We start from the raw sequence: 26,063 nt of genomic DNA, 5'->3' as shown, positions 1-26,063 counted from the left end.
AAAAATTTTTTTAAATCAAATGCTTGTAATTTAAATAAGGATTTGGGAAATAAACACTCCGAAGATGCCGCTGCAAATGTCGTGACCCTGAACCCGATGAGTTCAAGGTGGACGCGACGTACACTCGCTGGGTTTCCCACTCGAGGAGGGCATACGCTCAGAATATACAGAACACATCCATAAGTTTAAGTATCGGCAGGGGATTAGACCTAGCTGGCGAACACCTCAGAGATGTGCTCAGTATAACGAATTCAGCGTTATTGGCAAATCACCAAACACTGACAAAGTGTTTAAAATGAAGCAATCGGGCAAAGTATAATCACTAAACCACCGATTAATCAGTCAATTCTTCAACTTGTTCCAAAATATTTTGCAACAAAAGTTCGCAGTTTGCATATTCTTGCAAACTCTTATTCATTGACAGGACTTCTTGCATTAATTCAAGTGCGACCATAATGATCAGCTTACTCGGTTCCATACGGGGTGCTTTACGACGAAATTCATCGTATTTGTCATTCAGTAATTGTGCTGCGCGTTCTAAATCGGCTTGTTGGTCAGAAGTAGTTGCTAAACGGAAACTATGACCTAGAACTTTTAAATCAACTGCAATTTGTTCACTCATGATCAAACTTCCTCATTACTTTCAGTCGGATGTGCCAATTGTTGAATTTCTTGCGCATGTTGATCTTGAGCTGTACCTAAAATAGCTAAACGTTGAATAATCGCTTCAACTTTTGCTTTGGCATGTTCATTTTTTTGCAATAAACGTTCACGTTCTTGCTGCAAACCTTGAATTTCTTGTTGAGCATGACGCTGTTCATTTTGCATCTTTTCTTTAACGATACGTAGCTCATTACGTTCTGCCAAAATTTCTTGAAAACGATTTTTTAGATCAGTACAGCTTTTTTCAAGACGGCTATATCGGTCAGCCAAAGCAGTTGCATCAGTATTCAGCTGTTGAAGTTGAGCACGTGAATCAGTTAATTGCTCATTCAGCGTATCAATTTCTTCTTGTTTGGAGGTGATAATACCGTTCTTATGTACAATTTGAGCGTGATGGTGCTCATCAGACGAGTTTTTCTCATCTTGTAGGGCATTATTTTCGCTTTCAAATTGCGCCAGTCGCTTTTTTAAAACGCTAATATGCGCTTGGAGACGCTGTAATTCTTCTAACATAACGTAGTCGCACAGTCTTGCAAACAAAGGTAATATATACGAAGTATAGAGATTGGATAAGCGAATGCAAGACGATATTTCAGGTTGGTCAGATTGGTCCCACAATTTTTCTAAAATTGAAGAAATTTCAAGCCCAAGTGAGTTACATGGTTTACTCACTGGTATAGTTTGTGTGTCACAACCACCGAGTCGTGAAGAGTGGCAACAAATTTTAGCAACACTTGATGTAGCTGAATTAGATGAAGATGCATTGGCATTGTTAACTGAAGAAGCAGAAGATGTTGCTCATTCACTTTCAGATGATGAACTCGACTATCTTCCTTTATTACCAGATGATGATCACTTACTTGGTGAACGTGTGCAAGCCTTGGCAGACTGGTGTGCAGGTGTGGTTCTTGGTTTTGGTTTAGCGGCAGGACATCTGCGTACCAATGAACAAGAATTGATTGAGCATTTACAAGATGTCGCTTCAGTAGAATTTGAAGATTCAGATGATGATGAAGAAGGTGAAGAAAGCTATCAGGAATTATACGAATTTGTTCGTTTAATCCCAGTGAGTCTGTCGATGGGACGTACCAAAGTTGATGTTTCAGAAACACCGTTGCTACAACTGAGCGCTAAAAATTCATTGGCTCAAGCGGGCAATGTGGTTGAAATGTTCACCCCACACCGTCCAAGTTAAGGCATTCTTTTTGCATTAATAATTAATAGATGATGGGCTCTATCTAAGGAGTTCATCATCCTATTAAATCAATCATAGTCCAAGCGTATAAGAAGCATATCAATGAAGAAATTAACTCAAGCAGATTTTCAGGAACGTCGTGACATCCTTGCAGGTGAAATGGGCTTACGCAGTATCGCAATTATTGCCACGAGCAAAGAAGCCATGCGAAACCGTGATGCCGACTATAAATTCCGTGCTGATAGTAGTTTCTTTTATTTAACAGGTTTTGCTGAACCTGAAGCGGTTGCAGTGATTGAAACCTTTGATAGCGAAGAAGAAGGTTATAGCTATAGTTTGTTCTGCCGTGAACGTGACCGTGAAATGGAAATTTGGAATGGTTACCGTGCGGGTATTGATGGCGCGATTGATGACTATGACGCGGATGAAGCCTTTGCTATCGATTTATTAGACGAAGAAATTTTAGAAAAATTACAAAATAAAGATAAATTATTTTACCGTATCGGGCAGCAAGCAGATTTTGATGCCCGTGTGGCGCAGTGGATTGCAGCTGCAAGCGGTGAATCACGTAAGGGTGCAAGTGCGCCGGCACAAGTCATTCAATTGGATCGCATTATCGATGAAATGCGTTTGCATAAGTCTGATGATGAACTCGAATTGATGCAGATTGCTTCGGATATTTCAGCAGAAGCGCATACCCGCGCCATGCAAACAGTCAAACCGGGCATGATGGAATATGCACTAGAAGCAGAACTGAATTATGTCTTTGGTATAAATGGCTGTGTACCGTCCTATAACAGCATCGTTGGTGGTGGTGAAAATGGCTGTATTTTGCACTATGTGGAAAATGACAAAGAATTGAAAGATGGTGATTTGGTACTGATTGATGCAGCGTGTGAATATCAACTGTATGCCTCAGACATTACCCGTACTTTCCCTGTTAACGGTAAATTCAGCCCTGAACAAAAAGCACTTTATAATGTCGTGCTCGATTCGCAAATTGCGGCGATTGATGCTGTGCGTATCGGCAACTCGTATAAAGAACCGCATAACGTTGCAGTGCGTATTTTAGTTCAAGGTTTGCTTGATTTGGGCATCATGCAGGGAGATATTGACGAAATCATCGCAAAAGAAGGTTATCGTCAGTTCTATATGCATGGCACAGGCCACTGGCTCGGTATGGACGTGCATGACGTTGGTTCATACAAGCAAGACGGTGAATGGCGTGCCTATGAAGAAGGCATGGTTGTAACGGTTGAACCGGGGCTCTATATTGCGCCTGATGATGAAAGCGTTGATGCGAAATGGCGTGGTATCGGTATTCGTATTGAAGATGATGTGGCTGTAACTAAAGCAGGTCCACGTGTTTTAACAGCTGCAGTGGTCAAGTCGGTGGAAGACATTGAAGCCTTGATGGCGAAGTAATTTACTGTAAGAGAATAAGCCGGTCAGATGATCGGCTTTTTTTATCTACAAGCAGTCTTATAAATACTAGTCATATAGACAAGGGTAATTAACAATGGAGTTGATTTTATGACGTTAAGTTTTTACAAAAATTAGATATAAGTCTTTTTAAATTAATCGTATAAATTTTTTATTTTAATCATAATTATGGGTGTTAGAAAAGCTGGGGTGGTTATTCCCTTTAATGGCAATCAACAGGATATTGAAAGACTGATAAATGATTGGCTGGTTTATTTTGAAGAAAACTCAAAATCTGCATTAGATATAGAGTGGCTGACGGATCATATTGTTTGTATCAATAGTGCCGGATTAGCACATTTTGCTTTTACTGAACCTGAAAAATGGAGCAGTTTGCTAAGCAGTCAGTTGCCGATGAAATGGATGATCTTCTTTGATTTTGCAGACACAAATTCAAGCTATAGCTATGCGCTTTATAAAGAGGGTGCAGAAATTAGATGTGTCATTCAAGCGGAAGAAGATGAACTTTACATGGATGGGCAAATACAAGATTTTGAAAAAGAATGGTTAAACTTTTCAACAAGATATTTATACGAATATGTTGAAAATGGCAAAATTCAAAAAAAATGGATGACTGATTTAAACAGTTTAAAAGAAGAGATCAATGAAGATTTGGAAAGCTATTATCAATATTATTATTTTAGCGAAAAGGATCATTTAATTTATCATACTCAATTGGTTCGGCTGTTATTGATTGAACTCTTTAAAATCTATGTCGGTTTTGAAATCTTTGATAGTGATTATAATCCAGTAAAGAAAATAAAGTTTAAGTATAACAATCAGCGTACTTATGATGATTATTTAAGTTTAGCATCAAGAGGGGATATTGCAGCCCAAATTAAATTGGGTGAAATGTATGAAATGGGATGCGGCGTCGAAAAAAATGATTTAACAGCACAAGGATGGTATCAAAAAGCGGTTGATCAAGGGGATGATGCGGCGATGCTGAAGTTAGCAGCGCTGTTGTTCAAAAAACCATGTAAAACAGAGGTTCATATTGCTTTAGATCTACTGAATCAGTCAGTGGAAAAGGGAAATATAAACGCAAGAACGGCCCTTGCTGAAATATATGAAAAGGGCGAAATTCTTGATCAAGATTATAATCTAGCTATGAACTTGTACAAGCAATCGGCAAAACAAGGCTGTGCAATTGCCCCCTATAAAATTGGTTTAATGTATGAGCTGGGTAATGGTGTAAATCTAGACTTAAAGATAGCAAAGCGCTGGTATCACCAAGCGGCGAATGCTTTTAATCAAGATGCAGAAATTCGATTACAGAAATTAATCCAGTATTTTAATGCTTAACTTCCTAAGCACCTTATTTAAATTACTGATGTTACTGCGTAACATCAGTTAGGCAGAATAACAAGGCACTTTTTATGAAGGGCGATGTGAATCATTTGAATGAGGAAGCTGATGCTTGAAATTAAAATGATCTGTGGTTGAGCCGGAAATTTAATCGGCTCAGTCATTTTTATTGTGATTTTAAGTGATTCGCTATTTTTTGAGATGAATATTTACGGCGAGAGATGATTTATTTTGTATTTATTCAGTGCAAATACCCGCAACAAATTTGTATTTCATTATAAAAAATCATGCCCTTGATGTAAGATAAAATCCATTACAGATTATATGTATTTCGAGTGAATTTCCTAAATTCGAATACTTGATAAAAAAGGAAGTAAGCATGCAGCAAGAAGTCATCATTGTCGGTGGTGGTATGGTCGGTTTAAGTCTGGCACTCATGTTGGCCAAAGCCAAAATTGGCGTAAAACTTTTAGAAGCCATTAAATACCCAAATTATGATGATGCAAACCTTGCGCCTTATCACTCTAGTTTTGATGCGCGAAACAGCGCCTTGTCACGCCGTACGGTGCAGATTTATCAAGAACTTGGTCTGTGGGATGCTTTGCAAGAACATGCCACGCCTATTTTAGAGGTGAATATTACAGAGCAAGGCAGTTTTGGTAAGGCACGACTAAAAGCAGAACAAGAAAAAGTCGAAAGCTTTGGACAAGTCATTGAAAATGCATGGCTCGGTCGTGTGTTGCTCACAGAAGTCAAAAAACAACCATTAATCGAATTAATTGATGGCGTACAAGTGACTTCACTGACGCAAGATGCAGACTTTGCATATATAGAAGCACAGCGTGCTGAAGAACAGCTCAAACTACAATCTAAAATCGTGATTGCCGCAGATGGCCGTGATTCATTCTGCCGCAAAGCCCTAGGCGTTGGCGCATCAGAACATGACTATGACCAAGTGGCGATTGTCACTACGGTGCAAACCTCTAAACCGCATGCTCATGTCGGTTTCGAGCGCTTTAGTCCACTTGGCCCGTTAGCGCTATTGCCACTTCCGGGTGAATACCGCCGCTCAGTGGTTTGGCCTGTTCCTAAAGGAACTGAAGGCGAGTGGATGGGTGATGAAAATGATCAGCACTTCTTAGATGCCTTACAAGAAACCTATGGCGACCGTGCAGGTAAATTCCAAAAAACGGGTAAACGTTTCAGCTTCCCATTATCCCAAGTGCTTGCAGAAAAACAAGCTGTCGGCCGTGTAGTGCTGATGGGCAATGCTGCACATACCATTCATCCAGTGGCGGGTCAGGGTTTTAACTTATGTATGCGTGATGCCTATGTACTGCACCGTTATTTAACAGAGCAAAGTACCCAAGGTGCAGATTTGGGTGATGCAGCTATGTTGCTGGATTATGAAAAATCGCGCCTGACCGATCAGCAGCGGGTGATTAAATTCTGTGATTCAGTTGTACGTGGTTTTAGCAACCAGAATCCAATTTTAAAACTCATTCGCAATACAGGATTAGTTGCCTTTGACACCATTCCGGGGATCAAGCCTTTGGTCGCGAATTATGCAATGGGGCTAAAAGCATGAGTTTCAATCAAACAGATGTACTGGATGCTGTGATTGTCGGCGGTGGCTTGGTCGGTGGTTTAACGGCATTGTTATTGGCGCAGGGCGGTGTGCAGGCTACGGTATTGGATGCGGCACCTATATTGGATGCAGAAAAAACCAAAAGTATTGCGAATCCTCGAGTTTTGGCGCTCAGTCAAGCCACTATTCATTTACTCAAGACCGTGGGTGTTTGGGAAAAGCTTGCTCGTCAGCAGCCTTATACAGGCATGCAGGTGTGGAATAAAAATGGCTATGGCGAAATCAATTTTGGCCATGCTACAGAGCAAACGCCATCAGTTGAGCAAGCTTTAGGTTCAATGGTTGAACCAAGTGTTTTGAATTTAGCTATTCAAGAAAAAATGCTAGAACAACTCGAAGACTACCGAACCCAAGTCAAGGTAAGTCGAGTTGAGCGTGGCGTTGGTGTATGGATCATTCACCTCGCAGATGGTACCCAGCTCAAAACAAAACTGGTGGTTGGAGCAGATGGTGCAAACTCATTTGTCCGAGAACAAGCTTTCATCGATCTAGATGTCTTGGACTATAAACAGGCGGGTGTGAGCTGTGCAATTAAAACCGCCCAACCGCATCAGCATGTAGCGCGTCAAATTTTCTTAGAAACTGGGCCTTTGGCATTTTTGCCGATGGCGAGTCTGAAAAAAGAAGAAAGCGGTTATTGGCAATCCATTGTGTGGACCTTACCAGATGATTATGCCGATGAATATGTCGCTTTATCCGATGTGGAATTTACTGCGTTGCTCACTCGAGAAAGCCATCACATGCTCGGCGAGGTCTTAGAAGCAACGCCACGTGCTAAATTTCCATTGAAGGCACGAGCTGCACAGCAATACGTTCATGATGGTCTGGCGCTGATTGGAGATGCGGCCCATGTGATTCATCCGCTTGCAGGACAAGGCGTGAATATTGGCTGTTTAGATGCAGCAGTACTTTGCGATGTGCTTTTGACCGATAAAAAACGGGGTGTGTGGGCACATGAACAAAGTTTGAAGCGCTATGAGCACCGCCGTAAAGGGCAAAACGATGCCATGATGCATAGTATGTCCGCAATTGGTTGGTTAGAAACTACAACTTTTTCTCCTGTGGTGTGGGCGCGAAACTTTGGTTTAAAACAAGTGGAAAATCAGACTGTTCTTAAAGATGCATTTATGGCTCAAGCCAATGGTCTGAGTATTTTAAAAGATACAATCTACGCAGCTTAGGTCAAAGTCAGATATTTTTTAGACAGTCGTATAAACAAGGTTACGATTTTGATTAAAAAAGATACGATTTTTTGATTGTGGGTACTAGTCGAAATGCTCAGAGATTGCTAAATTTCTGTTAATTTAAAACCAGCCATTCGCTGGCAAACAGAAGTCATTCGCGGGGAGAACACAATGACTGATATGAACGATTATGATGATCCAGAAGATTCAGTAGTTGATGAAGATGAAGCACAAGCAGCTGAAAAAGGTGCAGGTGACGCAGCTGATTCTGCCTCTGATGGTGACACCTCTGAAGCTGAAACATTAACAGTGACTGCAAAACTAAAACAACGTCAGGCGCTTGAAGATGAAGTTGCTGCGTTCTTAGCGCGTGGTGGTCGTATTACCGAAGTCCCTCCAGACGAATCGGCAAAAGATTAAAAATGAAAAAACACCACGTCATGTGGTGTTTTTTTTTTGCTTCATTCGCTTGTGCGAGGATGCATGTCATTCAGTTCTTAACTCTGTAGCATGTTTGCTCAAGAAGTTAAGTCGTTAATAAGATGTGAAATCGCTTCAAGCCGTCTTTGGCTTCATATATTTACGACTGATCGCGTAAATAGGATAGAACACAAAATGCAGTAAAAGCAAAAACATACAATTAATAATAAATGCAGCAATATACGGCGGTGCATGCATGGCCGCCACAGCAGCGACAAAAGATTGAAAAAGTAATACCGCACTCAAAACGACATAAGCCCAATAGCGATGCCTATCCCAAAATTGGCTCAGTTTCAGTAAATTACCGACTACAAAATAGAGGGAACAATATCCACAGACCATCGCAATCGCGCTATGATCGGCCGTCATTTGCTCGCCACTAATATAGTGCGGATAGGGTTGAATGCCAGTAAAAATAATATGTACAAGGGCCGTGAGCCAAACCAGATTAAAGAGAATGAACACCAGCGGTTTTTTGACAGACAGATTTATGGACATGTTATAAGCAACTTTTTTCATTCTATTTAAATTATTGTATGGGATAGCTTATGGAACCCGTAGGTCCCATAAGCGGTTCAAATTAAAAATAAAAAAAATTAAGCTTAATCGTTCGCTTGGGTTAACTCTAAAGCACGTTGATAGGCCACTTTCTTTTTAATCCCAGTTAAATCTGCAGCCAACTGAGAGGCAGCTTTAACGGACAAATCTTGAAGTAAACGTGTCAGCAATTTGTCTAACTTTTCTTGCTCTAGGTCTTTTTCTTCGGTCGCACCACCAATCACCAAAACGATTTCGCCTTTTTGCTGATTATGATCAGATTCGACAAAATGAACCAATTCACCTAAAGACATTTTTTTAATGGTTTCAAATGTTTTAGTAATTTCACGTGCAAAGCCCACAGGACGATCTGCACCAAAGACATTCGACATATCTTTTAGGCAATCCACAATACGGTGCGGCGCTTCATAGATAATCATAGTTTGGGTTTCGTCTTTCAGTTTTTCCAGTGCTAGAAGACGTTGTGACTGTTTAGAAGGTAAAAAGCCTTCGAAACTAAAACGGTCACTGGGTAGGCCGACAGCACTGAGAGCAGCAATGGCAGCACAGGCACCTGGCACAGGAATGACACGAATATTTTTTTCTTGTGCAGCTCGAACCAATTTAAAGCCAGGATCACTGATTAATGGCGTGCCTGCATCACTGATCAGCGCCATATTTTCACCTTTTTCTAGGCGTTCAATGAGCTGGTCTATTTTGTTGCTTTCGTTATGGTCGTGACAAGCAGTTAAAGGCGTATTGATACTAAAATGTTTAAGTAATTGTGCGGAAGTTCGTGTATCCTCGGCGGCAATAATTTTAACCGACTTCAATACCTCAATTGCACGATAACTAATATCATCTAAGTGCCCGATTGGAGTTGCAACAACAAATAACTGAGCACTCATAGGTTTCTCCATGTTGGATAATAAGAACAAAATTTTGGGTCTTTGCCTTTTAAGCAGTCTGTTTACTGCTGCACAGGCAGACGTCTTGGTCATTCTACCTGAATCTGGCCCTATGGCGCGAGCCGCATCCAGTATTAAGCAAGGTTTCAATAGTGCATATCAATCGTCAGACTACAAAGTACCCATTAAGTTTGTAGATTCAAATCAAAAGCAAATTGCAGCGATATTGAAGCAACAGGTAAATAAAAAAACTCAATTGGTGATTGGCCCTTTAGCACGCCAAGATGTTGAAGCACTTGTAAAAGCAAAGCCTAAAGTCCGCGTGTTGGCTTTAAATGAAACGACTAGCCAAATTCCAAACGTCTGGCAGTACAGTCTATCGAAACGTGATGATGCTTTAGCACTCCAAAAAGTCTTCGAAAAAGACAAATTAGCGGAAGTGTTAGTGTTACGTCAGCCTGCAACAGAGGCAGAACATGAATTACTACTCATGTCCTTAATTAGTCAAAGTTCAGTGCCGATTCAAGTGGTTGAACAACTCCCAACGAAGCTGGACAAAAATCAAGGGGTGCTGTTGCTGGGCAATAATGAATGGTTAAACAGTCAAAAAAAACTACCTAAAGCAAAACTATATACCGTTGCCAATGCGATTGAAGCCACAAAGCCTATTCCTGTCGGGCTGAAATTTTGTGATGCACCTGCATTGCATGACGCGCGTTGGCCTGACCTGATCCGAGCTTATGAGGAAAACCCAGTAGATATGCCATATCAACGTCTTTTAGCTTTTGGCGGAGACACATGGCATATCGCAAAACAATATTTGCAAGAACCGAAATTAAAAAGCATTGAGTTTCAGGGGCGAACAGGGCTAATCAAAATTAGTCAAAATAATATTCAGCGTGTTCCCCACTGCTATGAGCGAAGTAAAAAAGGCATCGTGGCGATCTCACTTTAGGGATGAAACGATGCAGCTAAACTTAGAGCAGATGAATTTGGGACAGATGAATCTGGGGCAGTGGGCAGAACGGCAAGCGCTGCGTTTGGTTGAGCAGCAAGGCTATGTACAGGTGCAACAGAATTATCATAGTCGTTATGGTGAAATTGATTTGATCGTCACACGTGGTCAAGAATTGGTGTTTATCGAAGTTAAAGCCCGTTCAAATACCCGCTATGCCCAAGCCATCGAAAGTATTTCCATTCACAAACAACGTAAGATGATGACGACTGCGTTGCATTTTTTAAATGAACAGTCACATTTTCAAAATTATTATTGTCGCTTTGATGCAATTTGTTTTGATTTTTATCAGCACTTTGCAAAAACACTACAGCAAGACTTTTCTAAATACCCGTATCATCAGCAATGGATTGAAAATGCTTTTACTTTTGATCAAGAGTTGATTAATCTTTGATAAAACAAACTGTGTAAACGCATAGAAAAATACGTGTGGAAATTTGAGGAGTCGTGCTGAGTGGTTAAGCGTATTGGAATAACGATGCTTTGTGTCGCAAGTTTATCTGGCTGTGCGAGTTTTATTTCGAATGGAACAGGATCAGCACCTGTAGGAACTGAAAGCGGCGCACGCTCATTGGGACAAGTTTTTATTGACTCTTCCATTGTTCGAACAGCAAAAATTAACTTATATAAATTAGATACTCGTTTTAAACAGTCACGTGTCAATATTGAAAGTTTTCATGGCAATGTCTTATTGACTGGGCAAGTGCCGGATAATCATTTAAAAGAATTGGCAGAAGAAAATGTCCGTTCAATGAGTGATGTCAAAACTGTACATAACTATATTACAGTGGGTAATCAGATCAGCTATAGCACCATCATGCAAGATACTGCGGTTACTGCGAATACCCGTGGTTTGATTATGAAAGCGCCTGTGGTATCTGACAGCAAAGTACACATTCATACTGAAGATGCTGTTCTTTATGTGATGGGCCGTTTAAACAGTGCGGAAATCACAGACTTAAATCAAATCTTGCAACAAGTGGGTAATGTAACGCGAATTGTCACTTTAATCGATAATATTGATCAGAACCCAAATCCACAGGCACGTTCAATTAACTCCAGTTACACCACACCTGCTGTAGGCAATGTGCAACCTGAAGTACAAACGCCTGTAGCGATAGATCCGGATGCTGTCGATCCAAATGCTCAATAAAATGTCGGAAATGATGCTGTAAAATATGAATCAATGGTCTCTGCGGCTTCAGCAAAAAATGGATTTGGCTAAATCTTTATACCGAAATTTTCGGTTATATGATTTTGGCAGTTATGCATTAAATCGACTGACACCCAAACAAGGATATCATGTTCAAAACAATATCCCTTATGGTCTAAAAGCGCGCCATCGCCTAGATTTGTATCGCACGTCAGCACCTCGTCAGCAACGTCCACTCATCGTGTTTGTACATGGTGGAGCGTGGATGCATGGTGACAAAAAGGATTATGGATTCATTGGTGAAGCTTTTGCCAAAGAAGGCTTCGATGTTGCTGTCATTAATTACCATCTCGCACCTGAATATATTTTTCCGGCTTCAATTGATGATCTTAGCCTTGCATTAAACTATTTGACGCAGTCTCAGCATAAGTTGCAGATTGAAGTGGAAAATGTGGTGTTAATGGGACATTCGGCAGGGGCATTTAATGTCATGTCTGCACTGTATCATCCGACGCCTTATCAGCTACAAGTGAAAGAGAATATTCGTGCAATTGTGGGATTGGCAGGGCCATATCATTTTGATTATAAAGGTGATCCGATTTGTGCAGATGCCTTTGATCAAAATGTACCTTATCAACAAGTGATGCCATATTATTTTGTTGAGCATAATCAAGTGAAGCATTATCTATTCACTGCGGACAAAGACAATATCGTTGGCTATAGCAATAGTGAAGATTTAGATCGTCGATTAAAAGCCTCAGGCAACCACAGTCAGTTGATTCAAATCCCACGTGTTGGGCACATCACGATGATTGGTTCAGTTTCGAGTTTATTTAGTCGCTTCTTTAAAACCAAAGCTGAAATCATGCGTGTACTCGATGAAATTAGTCCACGCTAGTAGATAGCTTTCATAAGTCAAAAAAATGATCATTAATTCGTAGCAAGATTAATACTGAAAGCCCTTCTTCCTCTAAGATGAGGGAAATTTTTCATATAAATCCTCTCCTTCTTGCGCGTAATTATGCTCATCCTTGAAAAGGAGAGGGAATATTTTTTGTGAATTAAGTATTGATTTAAAATTGATTTATGAAAGAAGTTTAGTGTTTGACGTTAAATACTAATTTAAGTAATAAAAAAAACCACCATATTTTGGTGGTTTTTTTCTTCTTAGATTTGAATTCCAATTAGGCAGATTTTGCGTAAATATTGGCTTGTATCCACAGATTGCCACGAATATATTGCCCAACATTGAAATCTTTATGCGCCGGATTTCGTGTTGCAACACGAACAATCACCGCTTCTTGGTTTTCTTCGTGGATTAAGGTCACATCATACAGCGTATAGTCTTGCTCTTTAAATTGCATGGCGGTTTTGCCAACTATATGCCCTTGGAACCATGCTTCGTCTTCTTGGCCAAGATTTTCACCATATAGGTATGCAACCATTTTAGAAAAATCGACTGTGACTGGCGCTTTGTCATCTTCAGACTTTGGTTGCCACGCTTTAATTTGTTCGTGTAAATCTGCAGGGGCAACACCATTATTTGCTGCCAAGATATCGTTTAAAGCACGATGATGTTTAATCGATGCAGGATCATCAACGACAAGCTGTTCATGTTCTGCGACAGCTTCGAGTTCATAGGCCCAAGCATTGAGTTGCACACTGTAGCTTGCATCTTTTTCATATTGGTCGTGATTGACGCTATATAAACTATCAAAAGCATACACACTGGTATTTGCGCCTAAGTCGAGGCAAAGCACAGCTTGCGTATTGGATTTACAGGTAATAATACGTTCAATGGTGGCTTTGGTTTTATATGGGCTATCAAAACTTGGAAATGCAGTTTTAACGGCTTTAGGTTTATTATTTTCTACCGCAATCACTTGGCACAGTTGAATCGACGCTTTTGATGGACCTTGAATCAGCCAGGTACTTTGATCCATATCAGATTCTTGTGCGCATAAGCCCATCGGCATAATGGGTGCATCTAATGCCTGACCCAGCCAAACTGGTACATCCGTTGTCGGGTTGCCTGTAAGCAAATTCCAATGTTCAACATGACTACCAAAAGTTTGATCTTCAATAGTGATAATTTCAGGGCTATTTTGTTTTTTCATATGCACAATTGATATTGGGTTGGTTTCATAATTAATAAATCGAGGGTTATTTGAAATTTTCAAGTCACCGACGTCATATTTATCATGAAATCATGCATAAAAAATGTTTTCAGTAGGATTTAAATGTAAAAGCATTGGAAAATAAGCCCAAGTTGGAGTCAATTTGCAGCTTTTCGATTCTCATGATTAGAGAAATGTAGATCCATTCAGCGGATGCAGATCCCCAAATTGTCATGTAGATTTGTTACTATGAGTCATGTTTAAAAGTGAATGGAAAATCAGTGCTGCCATTTAAATTATGGGTGGATGCAGATGCGTTACCACGCATTTTACGTGATGTGATTATTCGGGCTTCTGATCGTTACCAGTTAGAAGTCACTTTTGTCGCCAATCAAAATGTTGGGATAACGCCTTCGGTGCGGATTAACTCAATTCAAGTCATGAGCGGGGCAGATGCAGCGGATAAAGAAATTATTCAGCGCATGAAAGAGCACGACATCGTGATGACACAGGATATTCCACTTGCTGCTGAAGTGATTGAGCGGGGCGGTATAGCGATACATCCACGCGGTGAGATTTATACCACAGCAAATGTCAAAGCTCGTCTACATTTACGCGACTTTATGGATACATTACGGGGCGCAGGTGTGCAAACTGGTGGTCCAGCACCGATTTCTGAACGTGATAAGCGCGAATTTTCCAGCAGCTTAGATCAAACCATTCAAAAGCAAAAACGAAAAACGGCGCAGAAGTAAAAACCATGCCATCTAAAACAAATCTAGCGACCACCTATGCGTTGTTGGTCTTTATTTGGTCGACCACGCCACTTGCCATCGTTTGGAGTGTCAGTGATATCAATGCGTTTTGGGCACTGATATTACGCTTTTTTATCGCATTACCTTTGGCTGTCGCATTATTGTTTATTTTTAAACATAAACTGCCGATGGATAAAACCTCGCTGCACAGTTATTTGGCCGGGGCGTTTAGTTTTATTGGTTCGCAAATTTTTACCTATATGGCAACGGCCTATCTCAGCTCAGGCATTATTGCCCTGATGTTTGGTTTAGCGCCAATTATGACGGGTCTGATCGGTCGTTTCTTCTTTCATACCTATCTGCATCGCTTGCAATGGATTGGGATGTTGATTGCCGTCTGTGGTTTAGCCATTATTTGCTTAGGTGGTAGTGATCAGCACGTACAGCCTGTTGGTATCGTCTTAATGTTAATGAGTGTGTTCGTTTACTGCATGTCGATTTTTTGGGTGAAAAAAGTCAATGCACCATTACAGCCCATGTCTCAAGCCACAGGTTCGATTCTAATCTCAGCCCTATTTTCTGCTGCAATGCTACCGTTTATTTGGCAGTATGCACCGACACAGATGCCTTCGACCAAAGCGCTCATTGGCTTATTTTATGCAGTGATTATGGCTTCATTGATTGCAATGTTTTGTTATTTCAAACTGGTACAAAATATTAAGGCGACAACTTTATCTTTAACAACAGTCCTCACACCGATGCTCGCGATGTTGTTCGGGGCACTGTTAAATGATGAAAAATTGACCTTGATGGTGTTCTTGGGGGCGATTGTACTGTTGACTGGTTTATTTGTGTATTTCTATAAGGACTTACAGGCAAGTCGTGAGCTTGCCCGAAAAACACAAGCTCCGAATTAAAGCTTCTGCTGAGTCAGGGCGATGCATTCAGCCAATTTAACCCGGTCTTGGGGGAGCAGCGTGATAAAATAGGCACCTGTGCGGTATAAGTTGCTTTCTTCTTCACGGCTATAAACCACTTGTGCTGTTGCCGCAATATGGAAGAAATTTTCAGGGTGGCTTAAGGTCACATGGATATAAGTACCTTCTTTAATCGCGCGTTCGCTAAAAAAGCTCAGACCGGTCTCGGAAAAATTCACATGCTCAGGCACTGGTAACATGCTTTGTACAATTGCGTCGTATAAAGAACCCGTAATAAGGTTTAACTTTTGGTTAAATAAGGATAAGATTCGAGCAATTTGTTGATCTTTCTCAGCTAATTGTTCTAATTCGTAGTTGAGTGCATGATCAAATTGATCTAATTCAGCAAGTAGTAGAAAATAGCGCGGCAATACAAAATTAGGATCGTAAGGATCATTCAGTGCAACATCATCAGAGATAATCTGATAGTTGATGCGCAAAGCAGCATCGATACGCGACATTACACGGCGTTCAGTTTGAACACTTTGATGCTGTAAATTTTCCATAATATATTACCTCGGACTAGATGGTTATGTTTAAACCAATCTCGCTGTATATAGGGTTGAGATACACTCGCGCTCGGCGCAGTAACCACTTTATTTCTTTTATTGCTCTGGTATCCATGATCGGCCTCACGCTTGGTGTGGCAGTCCTTATTACAGTTTTATCTGTGATGAATGGTTTCGATCGTGAGCTGAAAACTCGTGTCTTAGGAATGATACCTCAAGCCACTGTTTCTTCAACACAAATTTTAACAAATTGGCCTGAACTTGCAAAAAAAATTGAGCAGCATGAGCATGTTCAAGGGGTCGCACCATTCACCCAATTACAGGGAATGTTGACGGCACAAGGTCAAGTGTCTGGCATTATGGTCAGTGGGATTGAACCGCAGTATGAAAAAAAGGTATCAATTATCCAAGACCATATGGTGGAAGGCAGTATCGATAACCTGAAAAAAGGTGAGTTTGGTATTGTCCTTGGCAAGCAAATGACAGATGCCTTAGGTTTAGGCTTGAATGACAGTGTGACCTTGGTGCTTCCTGAAGCAACACCTTCTCCGGCTGGGGTCGTTCCGCGTTTTAAACGATTTAAAATTGTGGGTATTTTCAGTATTGGTGCGGAAGTTGATTCGATGATGGGCTATGTAGCTCTGAACGATGCGTCGACTTTATTAAGACTGCCAGATGGTGCACAAGGCATCCGTATGAAGTTGGATGATATTTTTGCAGCGCCACAAGTGTCTCAAGAAATTGTGCGTGATCTACCTGCAAACTTCTATGCTTCAGATTGGACTTATACGCACGGCAATCTGTTCAGTGCGATTCAAATGGAAAAGGCAATGGTGAGTTTGTTGCTGTTCCTGATTGTATTGGTTGCAGCATTTAATATCGTGTCTTCATTGGTGATGGTGGTTACTGATAAAAAATCCGATATTGCCATTTTGCGTACTCTAGGCGCTTCACCGGCTACAATCACGCGGATCTTCATGGTGCAAGGTACAGTGATTGGGGTGATTGGTACGGTGTCTGGGGCGATTTTAGGGATTATCGCTGCATCGAGTATTAGTAATTTAGTCGGTTGGTTGAATACAACATTGGGCTTAAATATGTTTGATGCTTACTTCATCAACTATTTACCGTCTTATTTAAGATGGCAAGATGTTGTGGTGATTGTATCTTTATCATTGGGTCTTAGCTTTATCGCGACTATTTATCCGGCATTACGTGCAGCTAAAGTTCAACCTGCAGAGGCTCTACGCTATGAGTAATTTAGTTTTAGATGCCCAAAACATTACCAAATCTTTTACCGATGGGAAGTCTACAGTCGATGTGATTCGTGGACTTTCATTACAAGTCAAAGCAGGTGAGTTTGTTTCGATTGTGGGGTCAAGTGGTTCTGGTAAAAGTACGTTGTTGCATGTATTGGGTGGCTTAGATCGTCCAACATCGGGTCAAGTGATGATTAATGGTCAACGCTTTGACACTTTAGGTGAAGCAGAGCGTGGTTATATCCGTAATGAGCATTTAGGTTTTGTATACCAATTCCATCACTTGCTGCCTGAATTTACCGCCTTTGAAAATGTGGCAATGCCATTGATGTTACGTAAGTCGAGTAACTTCAAAGAAGTGAAGCAGCAAGCTGAATATCTTTTGGAACGCGTTGGACTTTCCCACCGCATGACGCACAAACCGGGTGAGCTTTCAGGCGGTGAACGTCAACGTGTGGCTTTGGCTCGTGCATTGGTAGCAAGACCTAAGTTGATGATGGCTGATGAGCCAACAGGGAACTTAGACCGCAAAACCGCGGTGAGGATTTTTGAGTTGCTGTCTGAATTACGTAAAGAATTTAACATGGCAATGCTAATTGTGACCCATGATGAATATTTAGCTCAATCTGCTGATGCGATTTTGCATATGCAAGATGGTTTATGGGTAGATGACTAAGCGCTAAATTGATTTTGTAAAAAATTAGTGGATTAAGATTGTTTGATTGAAGCTCACCGCGGTGGGCTTTATTATTGCCAGCACATAATAAAAATAATGACGACTCATGTTACAAAGTTTTTGTATTGGCTGGATTTTAGGTATTTCTTTTATGGGGTTCATGTTTTGGAATCCACAACTCTCGACAGCTCAGTTGCTTTTTATTGTCCTGATTTGGCTAGTGCTACAGCTCTACATTTCACCAAAACTAAAAAGTATCTTTTCGAAAATCTTACAGCTCAGTGCAAATCTTTGCATAGGTGCAATTCTCGGCTTTAGTTTCGCTAATACTCAACTCGATCAGCGTTTGGCATTGGTTGAGCATCAGAGCAGACAAGGCGAGTTTATTGTGTATATCCCACAAATCAGCCAACTCAAAGACCAAGCAATTCAGCAAAAAATCGAAGTGCTCAATGTGAATCAGCAGATTCAATATTTTATGGCGTATTTACCCAATTCAATTTTGCAAAATAATGAACAGACGATTCAGTTGGTCCCTGGACAATACTATCGTATGTATGGAGAGTTACGACCTACCCAAAGCTATGTGACAGAAGGTGCATTTGACCAAGAGCGGTGGAGCGTACAGCAAAATATACATGCCAGTTTAAAGGTGAAGTCTGTCGAATTGATACCACCCCAACATATGACTGCGATGGGCTATGGCCATCAGTATCAACGACATCAAGGTGTGTTGCATCAGTTCAAAATAAAAGTCGAACAGCAGCGTTTATATTTAAGAGCGTTTATATACCAACAGCCGCTGCGGAATCATGGCTTGCTGTTAGCGCTGCTTACAGGTGATAAAAGTTTACTCACTGAAGGCACCAGTGAGTTATTTCAACGCTTTGGGATGAGTCATTTACTGGCGATCTCTGGTCCGCATGTACTGGTTTTTGCCAGCATGCTCTGTTGGGCGATGCAGTTAGGTATCCGTAAATATTGTCCCAAAATTTATCTCAAGTGGCCCAAACAATATGTATTGGTCGTGCCCTTTATCTTCTGTGTCCTTCTATATTGCGCATTTACTGGCTTTGAAATACCTGCACTGAGAACGCTGACGATCTGCCTAGTTGCAAGTAGCATGCTTTTGTTACGGCAAACCATTCAGCCTTTTCAACTGCTGGTTTTTAGTGCCGCAATTTTATTGCTTGTGGATCCCTTTAGTATTTTATCCGCAGCATTCTGGTTGTCTTATGGTGCATGCTTTATTTTACTGCGGATTTATCAAACCTTAAGGAAACATTTACAGGCTCAAACGGAAGCCAGTTTTTGGCAAAAGTTGAAACATTCAATGTGGTTGATGGTGGAATCACAATGGAAAATCTTTGTCGCCTTATTTCCATTGATGGTGATTTTTTTCAAGCAAGTCACGTGGATTAGCCCACTAAGTAATTTATTTGCCATCCCGTGGTTAGGGGCTGTGGTGGTTCCTTTAGATATCATCGGAGGGGCACTGTCTTATATTTCTACACCTTTGGCGCATTTGGTTTTTTTATTTAATGATCTGTGTTTGGAAATATTGCATGTGTTTCTCTATGGCTTAGATCGACTCTTTGCACCAAAAATGCAAGATGTCGCATTGATGTCAACTCAGATCCTACTGTTGATATTGGCTATTGTGATCTTATTTTTACCTGAAGGTATCTTGCCAAAATATTGGTCGGTCATTGCCTTTTTTGCTCTGTTTATCCCATGGAAAAATTCAGCAAATTTTCAACTTTCAATTTTAGATGTGGGGCAAGGGCAGGCGATCTATATCCGTTCTGTAGATCATCATATGATGGTAGACTTCGGTGGAAACTATGATGAAAGTCAATTTAGTGTCGGGCAAAATATCATCCGGCCATTTTTGAGTGTGAATGGTGTCCATCGACTAGATCGGGTGTTATTGACTCATTTAGATCAAGACCATAGTGGTGGCTTTTTCTCATTGGAGCAACAGCTTGATATTGGGCAGCTTTCAAGTAATGAGCGGGTACAAACCACGAACCAAGCTCCACAGCGCTTATGTCAGCGTGGTCAGCAGTGGAATTGGGATCAGCAAGTCTATTTTGAAATACTCTCGCCAAAGCCTGCAGATCTGACAGATGCCAAATGGAATGCCAATGAACGTTCTTGTGTTCTATATGTCACGGTCAAAGACGTCAATGGCCCACGACATTTTCTATTGATGGGGGATGCGGGTTGGGAGACTGAATATCAAATATTAAGTGATTATCCAGACCTAAAAGTCGATGTCTTGGTGCTCGGACACCATGGTAGTCGGCACAGTTCATCCTATGCGTTTTTAAACCATTTTAAGCCCAAGTTGGCGATTGCTTCTGCAGGGCGCTTTAATCGTTATGGACATCCTGCAAACATGACCCAAACACGCCTCAAACAATTAGACATTCCACTCTTGCAAACTGCACAAAGTGGAAGTATCCATTTCAAGCAAAATAAACAGCAAATTGAACTAATTGAAGAGCGGACAAAGTATAAATGGCTCGATCTATATCGCAGGCTATCTAAAGAATCCGAATAGAAAAACTACTTCAAGTATATTGCTTGAAAATGTCATTCTGTCACATTTTTAATTTTTTGCTGTCTTTGATATTCCTCACGAATATCACGAATGCGTTGAGCGGCTTCCTCATCACTAATATTGTATAGATTTCTCAATTTTGGATTGGCTTTAAAGCGTTTATAGCTCCAGTGATAATGCTCTGGATAACGATGAATTAGATTTTCCACTGCTTTAAAGATAACTATTGAGCCATCATCTGCATTGCCTTGATAGATATTCTCATCCATAGGTTCGATATGCATATCAAAACCATGATTATCGTTACGAATGGCATATAGTAAGAGCGCACGTGCTTTGGTTTTTTGAATCAGTTTTGCACTTAAGTTGCTGGTTTTTAGTGGAATACCAAAGTATGGAATCATTTCGCCGCCGGCATTGGGGGTATGGTCTGGCAAGATCACCGTCGTCCCACCTTGTTTTAATGCTTTGAAAATCTGACGTACACCTGATTCATCCGTAGGAACCAATATTGCTTGCTCACGGCTACGAGCAGCACGGACAAAATTGTTGGCAGATTCGCTTTTTACCGGCTTGTACATGATGGTCATTTGAGTGTACTGCGCAACCCATGCATTCATGATTTCCCAAGTACCAAAATGTGGTACTACGAGTACAACGCCTTTTTGTAGGGCGAGCGCTTCATGTAAATATTCAGCGCCATGTACGTGATGAATCCGTTGAATATTTTTTTCTGTACTTGCACCCCAAATGTTAAAAAATTCAAAATAAGAACAAAGTTCGTTTCGAATCGCTTGTTTAGTGAGTTGAATGCGAGCTGACTCTGATAATTCAGGCAATGCAATTTTAAGATTGCGTTGAATCGTAGAGTAGGTTTTAGAGATTTTTAAAACATTGACTAACCCAGCCAAACCTTTTGCAATTAATCTTGAAATTTGAATAGGTTGACGGCTGATAAATTTTAACAGGTGATATGTGGTGTCCTGTGAATTTTGGTCGGTCATCTTATTTAAGTCTGAAAGAAATGAAAGAAAATTTAAAATAATTATAGGGGAAAATGAATTGATTAGACAGTTATAGCGATTAGCGTGTATATAATGACTACAAATTAACGATCAAATGGGTTTTTTTATGTCCGAATGGCCACCAAAACCTGAAGAAAAACAGCAAAGTTCTTCAAACAATATTCAGCAGCCAACTAGAAATGAATGGAAAATATTAGAAAAAGCCGTGCTTTCTTCCGTTGAAGAACAACGTAGAGCACGTAGATGGGGTATATTTTTTAAATTTTTAACCTTTGCTTATTTGTTATTTATTATCATTGCGATGGCAAAAAGTTGCAGCATGTCGTCATCTGATCCAGCAGCGACAGCGGGTTCACATATTGCTGTGGTTGATATCATTGGGACCATTGCAGCGGACAAGCAAAGTGTAAACAGCGCAAATACCATCAAAGCTTTGAAAAAAGCCTATGAAAACAAACAAAGCAAAGCGATTGTTTTAAATATTAATTCACCAGGTGGTTCACCTGTTCAGTCTGATGAAATTTGGCAAGAAATTCAGTACTTGAAAAAAGCCCATACTGATAAAAAATTGTATGCCATTATTGGTGATACAGGCGCTTCAGGTGCGTACTATATTGCGTCTGCGGCAGATGAAATTATTGTCAATCCTTCAAGTTTAGTGGGTTCGATTGGCGTGATTATGCCGAATTATGGTGTTAGTGGTTTGATGCAAAAATTCGGTGTAGAAGATCGCACCATGACTTCGGGTGAGAACAAAGCCATTTTATCCATGACTCAACCTGTAGATGCAGCACAAAAAGCACATGTTCAAGGTGTACTTGATAATGTTCATGCGCATTTCATTAATGCAGTGAAGGAAGGTCGCGGTAAGAAATTAAAATCGAATGATCCGGCTATTTTCTCAGGTTTATTTTGGACAGGTGATCAGGCTGTGAAGCTGGGTATTGCTGACCGTACAGGTAGTTTAAATAGCCTGAAACGTGAGTTGAAAACTGAAAAAGCTGTGAACTACACCATTGAAAATAGTCCATTTGATTCTGTACTTGGTCGTATGGGAAGTTCATTTGGTCAAGGTTTGGCAAGCGCATTGTCACAACAGGTTCAATCTGAAAACAGCACGAAGTTACAATGAAACCGTTAATTCATTTTGCGCACGCCAATGGCGTGCCATCACGGGTTTATCAAAAATTGTTTGATTTATTGAGTGATGAATATGATGTGATCTATGTGCCGCTACTTGGGCCAGATAAGCGTTACCCAATCGATAACCATTGGAAAAGCTTAACACAGCAAGTCATTGACAGTATTGTACGTCAGGCCAATGGTCGTAAGGTGATTGGATTAGGTCATTCATTAGGTTCGGTTTTAACATTTCAGGCTGCTTTACAACGCCCAGAATTGTTTGAACAAGTGTTAATGATTGATCCGCCTATGATCATGGGGAAAGAGTCTTTTGCTTTGCACATCGCAAAACTCCTCAAACTTAAAGTCCTCGATAAAATGTCCCCAGCAGGATTGTCGAAGCGTCGTCGTGATCATTGGGACAGCCGTGAACAAGCAGCAGAGCTTTTAAGGCCGAAAGGTTTTTATAAAGATTTCGATCCAGACTGTTATCAAGCTTATATTGATTATGCATTGATGGACGATAAACTGCGTGGTGGGGTGGAGTTGACGATTTCACGTGATGATGAAGTTCATATTTTTCGAACTAATCCTTCACTGTGGTGGTTACCTCAGGCTCAACCACAAGTGCCTGTACAGCAGTTAATTGCAGAGCAAGGACCATTTTTGGCTCGGCACTTTCCACAAATGGTCGAGAAAAAATTTGCGATTCCATTTAAAGTGGTTAGCGGGAGTCATATGTTCCCATTGGAACATCCTGTGGAAACTGTTGAATTGATCAAAGATTTACTTAAATTGCCTAAGCGTCATCATTAAACCTTAAAAACCACAACACATAAAAAAAGCACTCTATAGAGTGCTTTTTTTATGAATGAAACATTCTACTTTTGAGATTTATTTCGCATTTTCAAATTGTAAAACAACTTTGTTATTGGCATCTAAAAATTTCAAATGATCTTTAGAGGCATCATAATGAGTAACTTGGCTCAATGCCTGCGAAAAATGTTGAGGAATATTTGTCGCAGTCAAACACGCTCTTTGTGTTGTAGCAAGGTTTGAAAATTGGATTTTTGTGTTTTGCACAGCGTAACCACCCATGAATCGATTACAACCATCAGAACCACTTACACGAGTATCGTCGAAAGTGATAGTGGGTACGTTCGAATTGTTAGGGTCAGCTTCAAGCTTAACGCCTTGAATTTCACTCGCAACCCAATTTTTGTTTTGTAATTTATCTAAATTACGATCAGTAGCTGGATTTGATGTCGTAGCACAACCAATCATACCCAGTGTTATACATGCACAAGTCGCCAGTGTGATGGATTTTAACATGTGATTTTCTCCACTTTTGTTTGAAGGATGTAATATTTCTAGATTTATAAGGTTTTCTAATTGCAATATAAGCTTATTATTTTAATGATGCTAAAAGTTTTAATTTAACTAAAAACTACATATTGATCATAAAGTTGAACATTCTGCAAAAAATGGATTTTAGATTTTAGATTTTAGATTTTAGATTTTAGATTTTAGATTTTAGATTTTAGATTTTAGATTTTAGATTTTAGATTTTAGTAATAAATAGAGTTTTATTTGGCCCTTAAAAAACAAAACGCACCCTAAGATGCGTTGATTGTTAAGTTATACAGTTGCTTAGAACTTACAGAATTGAACAGGTTGTTGCAAAGGCTCGCCACGATATAAAACACCGTTTTCAGTGTGTTGAATGGTGCCATTACAGATCCATTCTGCGACTTGAGGATAAATCACATGCTCAAGCACGTGAACCCGATCTGCCAGACTTTCAGCATGATCATGCACATTGACTTTAAGCACACCTTGAGCAAGCGCTTGGCCGGCATCTAGCTCTGCAGTCACGTAATGAACTGTACAGCCATGGAAAACATCACCAGTGTTTAACACACGTTGATGAGTATGCATGCCTTTATAATTTGGCAACAAAGAAGGGTGGATGTTAATCATTTTCCCTTCCCATGCTTTGACAAATTTTGCGCTTAAAATGCGCATAAAGCCTGCCAAAATCACCAAGTCAACATCCCAGTCGAGCAGTTGTTGATGCATTACATCATCAAAAGCTTCACGACTTGGATATTGTTTGTGTTCAATGACTGCCGTTGCAATCTTTGCTTTTTCTGCACGTTGCAGTGCAAAAGCGTCAGGTTTATTGGAAATTACCCCAACGATTTGACCTGATAGATTGGCATCGATCAGGGCTTGCAGGTTAGATCCGCTGCCTGAAACAAGTACAGCAATTTTAATCATGAACGTTGCTTATGCGAAAACTACACGGATTTTTTCGTCAGCACCTTCAACAGATTCAGCATTGTCTGCAATGTGACCCATTGTGAATGCTTTTTCGCCAAGGCTGTTGAGTAATTCAACAGTTTTGTCAGCATCTGCTGCATCAACCACGAGAACCATACCTACGCCACAGTTAAATGTGCGGTACATTTCAAATTGTTCAACACCACCTTCTTTTTGAAGTAGTTTGAACAATTCTGGCCATTCCCAAGATGCTTCATTGACTACCGCTTGAGCACCATTTGGCAGTACGCGAGGTAGGTTGCCTGGTAAGCCGCCACCCGTGATGTGTGCCATTGCGTGTACATCCACTTCTTTCAATAACTGAAGTATTGGTTTTACATAAATACGAGTTGGTTCCATTGCTGTATCTGCAAGTGGACGGCCATCAACGATTTGAGTAAGGTCAACGTTTTTCACATCTAAAATTTTACGAAGAAGTGAATAACCGTTTGAGTGTGCGCCAGAAGATGCAACACCAACTAAAACGTCACCCGCTTTAACTTTAGAGCCATCAATAATTTTGCTTTGCTCAACGACACCTACGCAGAAACCTGCAAGGTCGTAGTCTTCGCCTTCATACATACCAGGCATTTCAGCAGTTTCACCGCCAACCAATGCACAGCCTGCAAGTTCACAACCCGCACCGATACCAGTCACAACATTTGCTGCAACGTCAACGTTGAGGTGGCCAGTTGCATAGTAGTCAAGGAAGAACAGTGGTTCAGCACCACATACGAGAAGATCGTTTACGCACATTGCAACCAAGTCTTGACCAATTGTGTCATGACGGTTCAAATTCAATGCTAAACGTAATTTTGTACCAACACCATCTGTGCCAGATACGAGAACAGGTTCTTCATAACCTTTAGGAATTTTACAAAGAGCGCCGAAGCCGCCTAGACCGCCCATTACTTCAGGACGTGCAGTACGTTTCGCGACAGATTTGATACGATCGACTAACGCGTCGCCCGCTTCAATGTCGACACCTGCATCTTTGTAGCTTAAACCAGTGTTTGGGGTAGAAGTTGAGTTGCTCATAATGAAGTCTCCGCATTCGCGCGGGGATTATAACCTGAATATGCAAAACTCTTATGCTATTTCGCACTAAAATGTTATCTTTATTAAAATATTTTCCTTTCTATAACGATTACATTGAAAAAAG

General features: G+C 40.5%; 27 protein-coding genes and 1 other RNA gene. 17 read left to right on the top strand and 11 right to left on the bottom strand.

Annotated elements, in window-relative coordinates; all coding sequences use genetic code 11:
• Positions 1-52 precede the first annotated feature (52 nt).
• From ssrS to FTU12_RS03145, 3 genes are all read right to left on the bottom strand, one after another.
• Positions 53-235: non-coding RNA, 6S RNA (gene ssrS / locus FTU12_RS03155), on the bottom strand.
• 99 nt (positions 236-334) lie between these two features.
• Positions 335-622: a cell division protein ZapA gene (locus FTU12_RS03150; protein WP_168378082.1), complete on the bottom strand. Its 288-nt coding sequence runs from the start codon at positions 620-622 to the stop codon at positions 335-337.
• Positions 623-624: 2 nt separating this feature from the next.
• Complete coding sequence (locus FTU12_RS03145; RefSeq protein WP_078192940.1) at positions 625-1,176, bottom strand: hypothetical protein; 552 nt, start codon at positions 1,174-1,176, stop codon at positions 625-627.
• 64 nt (positions 1,177-1,240) lie between these two features.
• Between FTU12_RS03145 and FTU12_RS03140 the strand changes: the two genes are divergently transcribed.
• The 6 genes from FTU12_RS03140 to FTU12_RS03115 all read left to right on the top strand — a co-directional run bounded on the left by FTU12_RS03140 (position 1,241) and on the right by FTU12_RS03115 (position 7,900).
• A complete protein-coding gene (locus FTU12_RS03140) occupies positions 1,241-1,858 on the top strand; it encodes a UPF0149 family protein (protein WP_180008931.1) in 618 nt (205 codons plus the stop codon).
• A 102-nt stretch (positions 1,859-1,960) separates the two neighbouring features.
• Positions 1,961-3,283, top strand: coding sequence for a Xaa-Pro aminopeptidase (gene pepP / locus FTU12_RS03135; RefSeq protein ID WP_180113736.1), 1,323 nt, complete (start codon positions 1,961-1,963; stop codon positions 3,281-3,283).
• Positions 3,284-3,469: 186 nt separating this feature from the next.
• The gene (locus FTU12_RS03130) at positions 3,470-4,645 is read left to right on the top strand and encodes a tetratricopeptide repeat protein (protein WP_180113735.1); all 1,176 of its coding nucleotides are present in this window, start codon (positions 3,470-3,472) and stop codon (positions 4,643-4,645) included.
• Between the two features lie 382 nt (positions 4,646-5,027).
• Positions 5,028-6,236, top strand: coding sequence for a 2-octaprenyl-6-methoxyphenyl hydroxylase (gene ubiH, locus FTU12_RS03125; protein WP_180008936.1), 1,209 nt, complete (start codon positions 5,028-5,030; stop codon positions 6,234-6,236).
• Positions 6,233-7,477 carry an FAD-dependent monooxygenase gene (locus FTU12_RS03120; protein ID WP_180008938.1) on the top strand — a complete coding sequence of 415 codons (1,245 nt, stop codon included), beginning with the start codon at positions 6,233-6,235 and terminating at the stop codon, positions 7,475-7,477. The genes ubiH and FTU12_RS03120 overlap by 4 nt, the downstream gene beginning before the upstream one ends.
• 174 nt (positions 7,478-7,651) lie before the next feature.
• Positions 7,652-7,900, top strand: coding sequence for a hypothetical protein (locus FTU12_RS03115; protein WP_078189169.1), 249 nt, complete (start codon positions 7,652-7,654; stop codon positions 7,898-7,900).
• Between the two features lie 135 nt (positions 7,901-8,035).
• Here the strand turns inward: FTU12_RS03115 and FTU12_RS03110 are convergent, their stop codons facing one another.
• On the bottom strand, positions 8,036-8,458 hold the full coding sequence (locus tag FTU12_RS03110; protein ID WP_180008940.1) for a hypothetical protein: 423 nt from the start codon (positions 8,456-8,458) through the stop codon (positions 8,036-8,038).
• A 104-nt stretch (positions 8,459-8,562) separates the two neighbouring features.
• Entirely contained in the window at positions 8,563-9,405 is an 843-nt protein-coding gene (rsmI, locus tag FTU12_RS03105; RefSeq protein ID WP_078189168.1) for a 16S rRNA (cytidine(1402)-2'-O)-methyltransferase, read from the bottom strand.
• 10 nt (positions 9,406-9,415) lie between these two features.
• Here rsmI and FTU12_RS03100 point away from each other — a divergent pair, with 10 nt between their 5' ends.
• Genes FTU12_RS03100 through FTU12_RS03085 form a run of 4 tightly spaced genes read left to right on the top strand, consistent with a single transcriptional unit; the run spans position 9,416 to position 12,471 of the window.
• The gene (locus FTU12_RS03100; RefSeq protein ID WP_180085793.1) at positions 9,416-10,360 is read left to right on the top strand and encodes a penicillin-binding protein activator; all 945 of its coding nucleotides are present in this window, start codon (positions 9,416-9,418) and stop codon (positions 10,358-10,360) included.
• A 46-nt stretch (positions 10,361-10,406) separates the two neighbouring features.
• Complete coding sequence (locus FTU12_RS03095) at positions 10,407-10,814, top strand: YraN family protein (RefSeq protein WP_180113852.1); 408 nt, start codon at positions 10,407-10,409, stop codon at positions 10,812-10,814.
• Positions 10,815-10,874: 60 nt separating this feature from the next.
• The gene (locus FTU12_RS03090) at positions 10,875-11,573 is read left to right on the top strand and encodes a BON domain-containing protein (protein ID WP_180026967.1); all 699 of its coding nucleotides are present in this window, start codon (positions 10,875-10,877) and stop codon (positions 11,571-11,573) included.
• A 25-nt stretch (positions 11,574-11,598) separates the two neighbouring features.
• On the top strand, positions 11,599-12,471 hold the full coding sequence (locus FTU12_RS03085) for an alpha/beta hydrolase (RefSeq protein ID WP_180008944.1): 873 nt from the start codon (positions 11,599-11,601) through the stop codon (positions 12,469-12,471).
• 286 nt (positions 12,472-12,757) lie between these two features.
• Here FTU12_RS03085 and FTU12_RS03080 read toward each other — a convergent pair whose 3' ends face one another.
• Positions 12,758-13,690, bottom strand: coding sequence for a hypothetical protein (locus FTU12_RS03080; protein WP_180113734.1), 933 nt, complete (start codon positions 13,688-13,690; stop codon positions 12,758-12,760).
• A gap of 266 nt (positions 13,691-13,956) precedes the next feature.
• Between FTU12_RS03080 and FTU12_RS03075 the strand changes: the two genes are divergently transcribed.
• Both FTU12_RS03075 and FTU12_RS03070 read left to right on the top strand, forming a co-directional pair.
• Positions 13,957-14,445: a YaiI/YqxD family protein gene (locus tag FTU12_RS03075; protein WP_372491130.1), complete on the top strand. Its 489-nt coding sequence runs from the start codon at positions 13,957-13,959 to the stop codon at positions 14,443-14,445.
• 5 nt (positions 14,446-14,450) lie between these two features.
• A complete protein-coding gene (locus FTU12_RS03070; protein WP_180113733.1) occupies positions 14,451-15,362 on the top strand; it encodes a DMT family transporter in 912 nt (303 codons plus the stop codon).
• Here FTU12_RS03070 and FTU12_RS03065 read toward each other — a convergent pair.
• Positions 15,359-15,928 (bottom strand): PilZ domain-containing protein, encoded by a 570-nt coding sequence (locus tag FTU12_RS03065; protein ID WP_078190390.1) that lies wholly within the window; start codon positions 15,926-15,928, stop codon positions 15,359-15,361. The genes FTU12_RS03070 and FTU12_RS03065 overlap by 4 nt on opposite strands.
• Before the next feature lie 26 nt (positions 15,929-15,954).
• Between FTU12_RS03065 and FTU12_RS03060 the strand changes: the two genes are divergently transcribed.
• From FTU12_RS03060 to FTU12_RS03050, 3 genes are all read left to right on the top strand, one after another.
• Positions 15,955-17,190 (top strand): lipoprotein-releasing ABC transporter permease subunit, encoded by a 1,236-nt coding sequence (locus FTU12_RS03060; RefSeq protein ID WP_078190389.1) that lies wholly within the window; start codon positions 15,955-15,957, stop codon positions 17,188-17,190.
• Positions 17,183-17,866 carry a lipoprotein-releasing ABC transporter ATP-binding protein LolD gene (gene lolD / locus FTU12_RS03055; RefSeq protein ID WP_168378071.1) on the top strand — a complete coding sequence of 228 codons (684 nt, stop codon included), beginning with the start codon at positions 17,183-17,185 and terminating at the stop codon, positions 17,864-17,866. The genes FTU12_RS03060 and lolD overlap by 8 nt, the downstream gene beginning before the upstream one ends.
• 106 nt (positions 17,867-17,972) lie before the next feature.
• Entirely contained in the window at positions 17,973-20,432 is a 2,460-nt protein-coding gene (locus FTU12_RS03050) for a DNA internalization-related competence protein ComEC/Rec2 (RefSeq protein WP_180113732.1), read from the top strand.
• A gap of 32 nt (positions 20,433-20,464) precedes the next feature.
• Here FTU12_RS03050 and FTU12_RS03045 read toward each other — a convergent pair whose 3' ends face one another.
• Entirely contained in the window at positions 20,465-21,436 is a 972-nt protein-coding gene (locus tag FTU12_RS03045; protein ID WP_180113731.1) for a lysophospholipid acyltransferase family protein, read from the bottom strand.
• Positions 21,437-21,563: 127 nt separating this feature from the next.
• Here FTU12_RS03045 and sppA point away from each other — a divergent pair, with 127 nt between their 5' ends.
• Entirely contained in the window at positions 21,564-22,589 is a 1,026-nt protein-coding gene (sppA, locus tag FTU12_RS03040; RefSeq protein ID WP_180113730.1) for a signal peptide peptidase SppA, read from the top strand.
• A complete protein-coding gene (locus tag FTU12_RS03035) occupies positions 22,586-23,395 on the top strand; it encodes an alpha/beta hydrolase (protein WP_180113729.1) in 810 nt (269 codons plus the stop codon). Before sppA ends, FTU12_RS03035 begins: the two co-directional genes overlap by 4 nt.
• Before the next feature lie 78 nt (positions 23,396-23,473).
• On the opposite strand, the gene FTU12_RS03030 is transcribed toward FTU12_RS03035, so the two are convergent.
• The 3 genes from FTU12_RS03030 to purM form a co-directional block, all read right to left on the bottom strand.
• A complete protein-coding gene (locus FTU12_RS03030; RefSeq protein WP_078192049.1) occupies positions 23,474-23,911 on the bottom strand; it encodes an META domain-containing protein in 438 nt (145 codons plus the stop codon).
• 318 nt (positions 23,912-24,229) lie between these two features.
• Positions 24,230-24,859, bottom strand: a complete 630-nt coding sequence (purN, locus tag FTU12_RS03025; protein WP_180063183.1) for a phosphoribosylglycinamide formyltransferase — start codon at positions 24,857-24,859, stop codon at positions 24,230-24,232.
• 9 nt (positions 24,860-24,868) lie between these two features.
• A complete protein-coding gene (gene purM / locus FTU12_RS03020) occupies positions 24,869-25,939 on the bottom strand; it encodes a phosphoribosylformylglycinamidine cyclo-ligase (protein WP_078190382.1) in 1,071 nt (356 codons plus the stop codon).
• Between the last annotated feature and the right edge of the window lie 124 nt (positions 25,940-26,063).

It is taken from the genome of Acinetobacter sp. YH12063, assembly GCF_013419715.1.
Lineage (GTDB): Bacteria > Pseudomonadota > Gammaproteobacteria > Pseudomonadales > Moraxellaceae > Acinetobacter > Acinetobacter amyesii.
This window is presented reverse-complemented; position numbering and strand designations above follow the sequence as displayed.